Source organism: Frankia sp. CcWB3, from assembly GCF_977927595.1.
Map to the genome: position 1 here is coordinate 1 of NZ_CDWRCK010000399.1, position 2,582 is coordinate 2,582.

Genomic DNA, 2,582 nt, shown 5'->3' on the forward strand with positions numbered 1-2,582 from the left:
GGATTGGAGTACTAGGCTGGGCAGACACCGCCGGGCTGAGGAATGCCGAGGGCGAAGCAGCAGCAGGTCGCGCACCCGTTCGCCGAGTACCCGCCGGGGCGTACACCCGGGCTCGCACGCTCACCAACGGACCGCCAATAGCCCGGAACGCCCTGGTGCAGGTAGCTACCATCACAAGACATTACCTCCGATGCCACAGGTGACGGCTCTCCGAGGATCAACGACGAACCGGCCGTGTCCAGTCGGCCGCGGGTGGCGAACCGGCCGGCACCGCTGCGCCCAGCCGGGCCCGTGGACCTGCGCAGCGACACCGTGACCCGGCCGACCGCGGCGATGCGCTGGGCCATGGCGTCAGCCGAGGTGGGCGACGACCACTACGGCGAGGATCCGTCCGTCCGCGCGCTGGAGGAGTACACTGCGGACCTGCTCGGCCACGAGGCCGCCGTGTTCGTGCCGAGCGGGACCATGGGCAACTTCGTCGCGTTGCGGTCCAGCGCGCCGGTCGGCACCGAGATCATCACCGACACCGAGGCCCACATCGTCACCTACGAGCTCGGCGGGCTGGCCGCGCTCGGCGGGGTGCAGACCCGCACCCTGCCCGGCCTCACCGCGGCGGCGGACCTGGCGGACGTGGCCGCCGCGATCCGCGCGCACAGCGTCACCGGCAATTACAGCATGGTCAGGACCAGCGTGCTGGCCGTGGAGAACACCCATGCCCGCTCCGGCGGCTGGGTCTGGTCGCTCGGCCGGCTGGCGGAGTTCCGCGCCATCGCCGACTCCGCCGACGTGGCGCTGCACTGCGACGGCGCGCGGCTGTGGAACGCCGCGGTCGCGAGCGCCGTCCCGCCGCGTCGCCTCGCAGCCGCCTTCACGACCCTGTCGGTGTGCCTGTCCAAGGGGCTGGGCGCGCCGGTCGGCTCCCTGGTCGTCTGTGATGCCGGCCGCGTCGGCACCGTCCGGGAGTGGCGCCGGCGGCTCGGCGGCGGGATGCGCCAGGCCGGCGTGTTGGCCGCGGCCGGCCTGCACGCGCTGCACCACCACGTCGACCGGCTCGCGGAGGACCATCGACGCGCCGCCGAACTCGCCGCGCTGCTGGCCGACGCCGCACCCGGCCGCGTCGACCCGAAGGCGGTGGAGACCAACATGGTGCTGGTCCAGGTCACTGACGCCGGGGCCGTCGCGGCGCGCGCCGCCGAGCAGGGCGTGCTGGTCGGGGCGACCGGGCCGACCACGCTGCGGATCGTCACCCACCTCGACGTGGACGACGCGGGCATCCGCCACGCCGGGTCCGTCCTCGCCCGCCTGTTGCGCGCCCAGCCGCCGGTGGCGGCTTGAGCCGGGTCCCACCTGAGCCGGGCCGGATCCCTCGCCCCCCGGGCCAGGATGGTCACTGGCCGACGGCGCCGACGGTAACGGGCCAGCCCTCGGTTCCCGCAACGATAGTGCTGCGCCTCAGGCACATCCGCGGCGGGAACCGGGCCGGGCGGGTCAGCTCGCGGCGGCGGGCTCAGACTTGGCCGGGCCGACCAGCTTGAACACGGCGCCGGTCGGGTCGGCGGCGACCGCGAGGCGGCCGTAGGGGGTGTCCTCCGCGGGCAGCACCACCGACCCGCCGAGTTCGGCGGTCTTCGCGAGCGCCGCGTCGGTGTCCTGCACGGCGAAGTACACCGACCAGTGCGCCGGGACGCCCTCGGCCAGGAAGCCCGCCGCGTCCATGATGCCGGCGAGCGCGCCCTCGTCCTTGCCGAAGGTCGTGTAGCGGAACTCCGGGGTGTCGCTGACGACGTGAACGTCCCAGCCGAACACGTCCCGGTAGAAGCCGACGGCCGCGGCGTAGTCGCGGGTGTGCAGCTCGAACCAGCCGGGGGCGCCCGGCTCGGCAAGCACCCCGAAACCACGGTGCAGCCCCGGCTGCCACATGCCGATCGCCGCGCCGGCGGCGTCGGTCACGACGGCCATGACGCCGAGCTCTTCGACGGCCATCGCCGGGACGATCACCTGACCCCCGTGGTCCACAGCGGCGGCGACGGTCTTCTCGGCATCCGGCGTGGCCAGGTAGACCGACCAGCCATTCGGGACGGCCTCGTCCTGCTCGGGCATACAGCCGGCGACCTGGACACCGTCCTTCGTGAAGGTGAAGTACCCGCCGAACTCCTCAGCGGGATCCTCCGCCGTCCAGCCGAACAGCTCGCTGTAAAACGTCCGAGCCCGGGCCGGGTCGGAGGTCATCAGGTCGACCCAGCAGGGCGCTCCGGCCGGGGCGGTCTCTCGAGTAGGCATGATGTGCTCCTTCGTATCGTGCGGACCCGTATCAGGCGGACCGTGCCACATCACCTTGGACCCCGGCACCGACAGAAATTCCTCGGCGGCCATCGGCGATTCTCCGAGCTCCAGGTGCCGCTGCGTGGCATCACGCCCAAGGTGCTCATCGAGTCCCTGCGCGGCCTGGAACGCGACGGCATCCCCACCCCGGTCCACATATGTGGAGGTACCCCGCTGTGGAGGTACCCCCGCGGGTCGAGTGCACACTGACTCCCCTCGGGCACTCGGTCGTCTTCGGCAGGTTCGCCCCCACCCCCGCC

The 2,582-nt window shown here is 72.8% G+C and carries 2 protein-coding genes; one reads left to right on the top strand and one right to left on the bottom strand.

The genetic code is table 11. From position 1 onward, the window contains the following. Positions 1 to 333 precede the first annotated feature (333 nt). Positions 334 to 1,335, top strand: a complete 1,002-nt coding sequence (locus ACY5KJ_RS19685) for a GntG family PLP-dependent aldolase (protein ID WP_462204063.1) — start codon at positions 334 to 336, stop codon at positions 1,333 to 1,335. A 153-nt stretch (positions 1,336 to 1,488) separates the two neighbouring features. Here ACY5KJ_RS19685 and ACY5KJ_RS19690 read toward each other — a convergent pair whose 3' ends face one another. Beyond that, positions 1,489 to 2,280, bottom strand: coding sequence for a VOC family protein (locus ACY5KJ_RS19690; protein ID WP_462188696.1), 792 nt, complete (start codon positions 2,278 to 2,280; stop codon positions 1,489 to 1,491). Positions 2,281 to 2,582 lie beyond the last annotated feature (302 nt).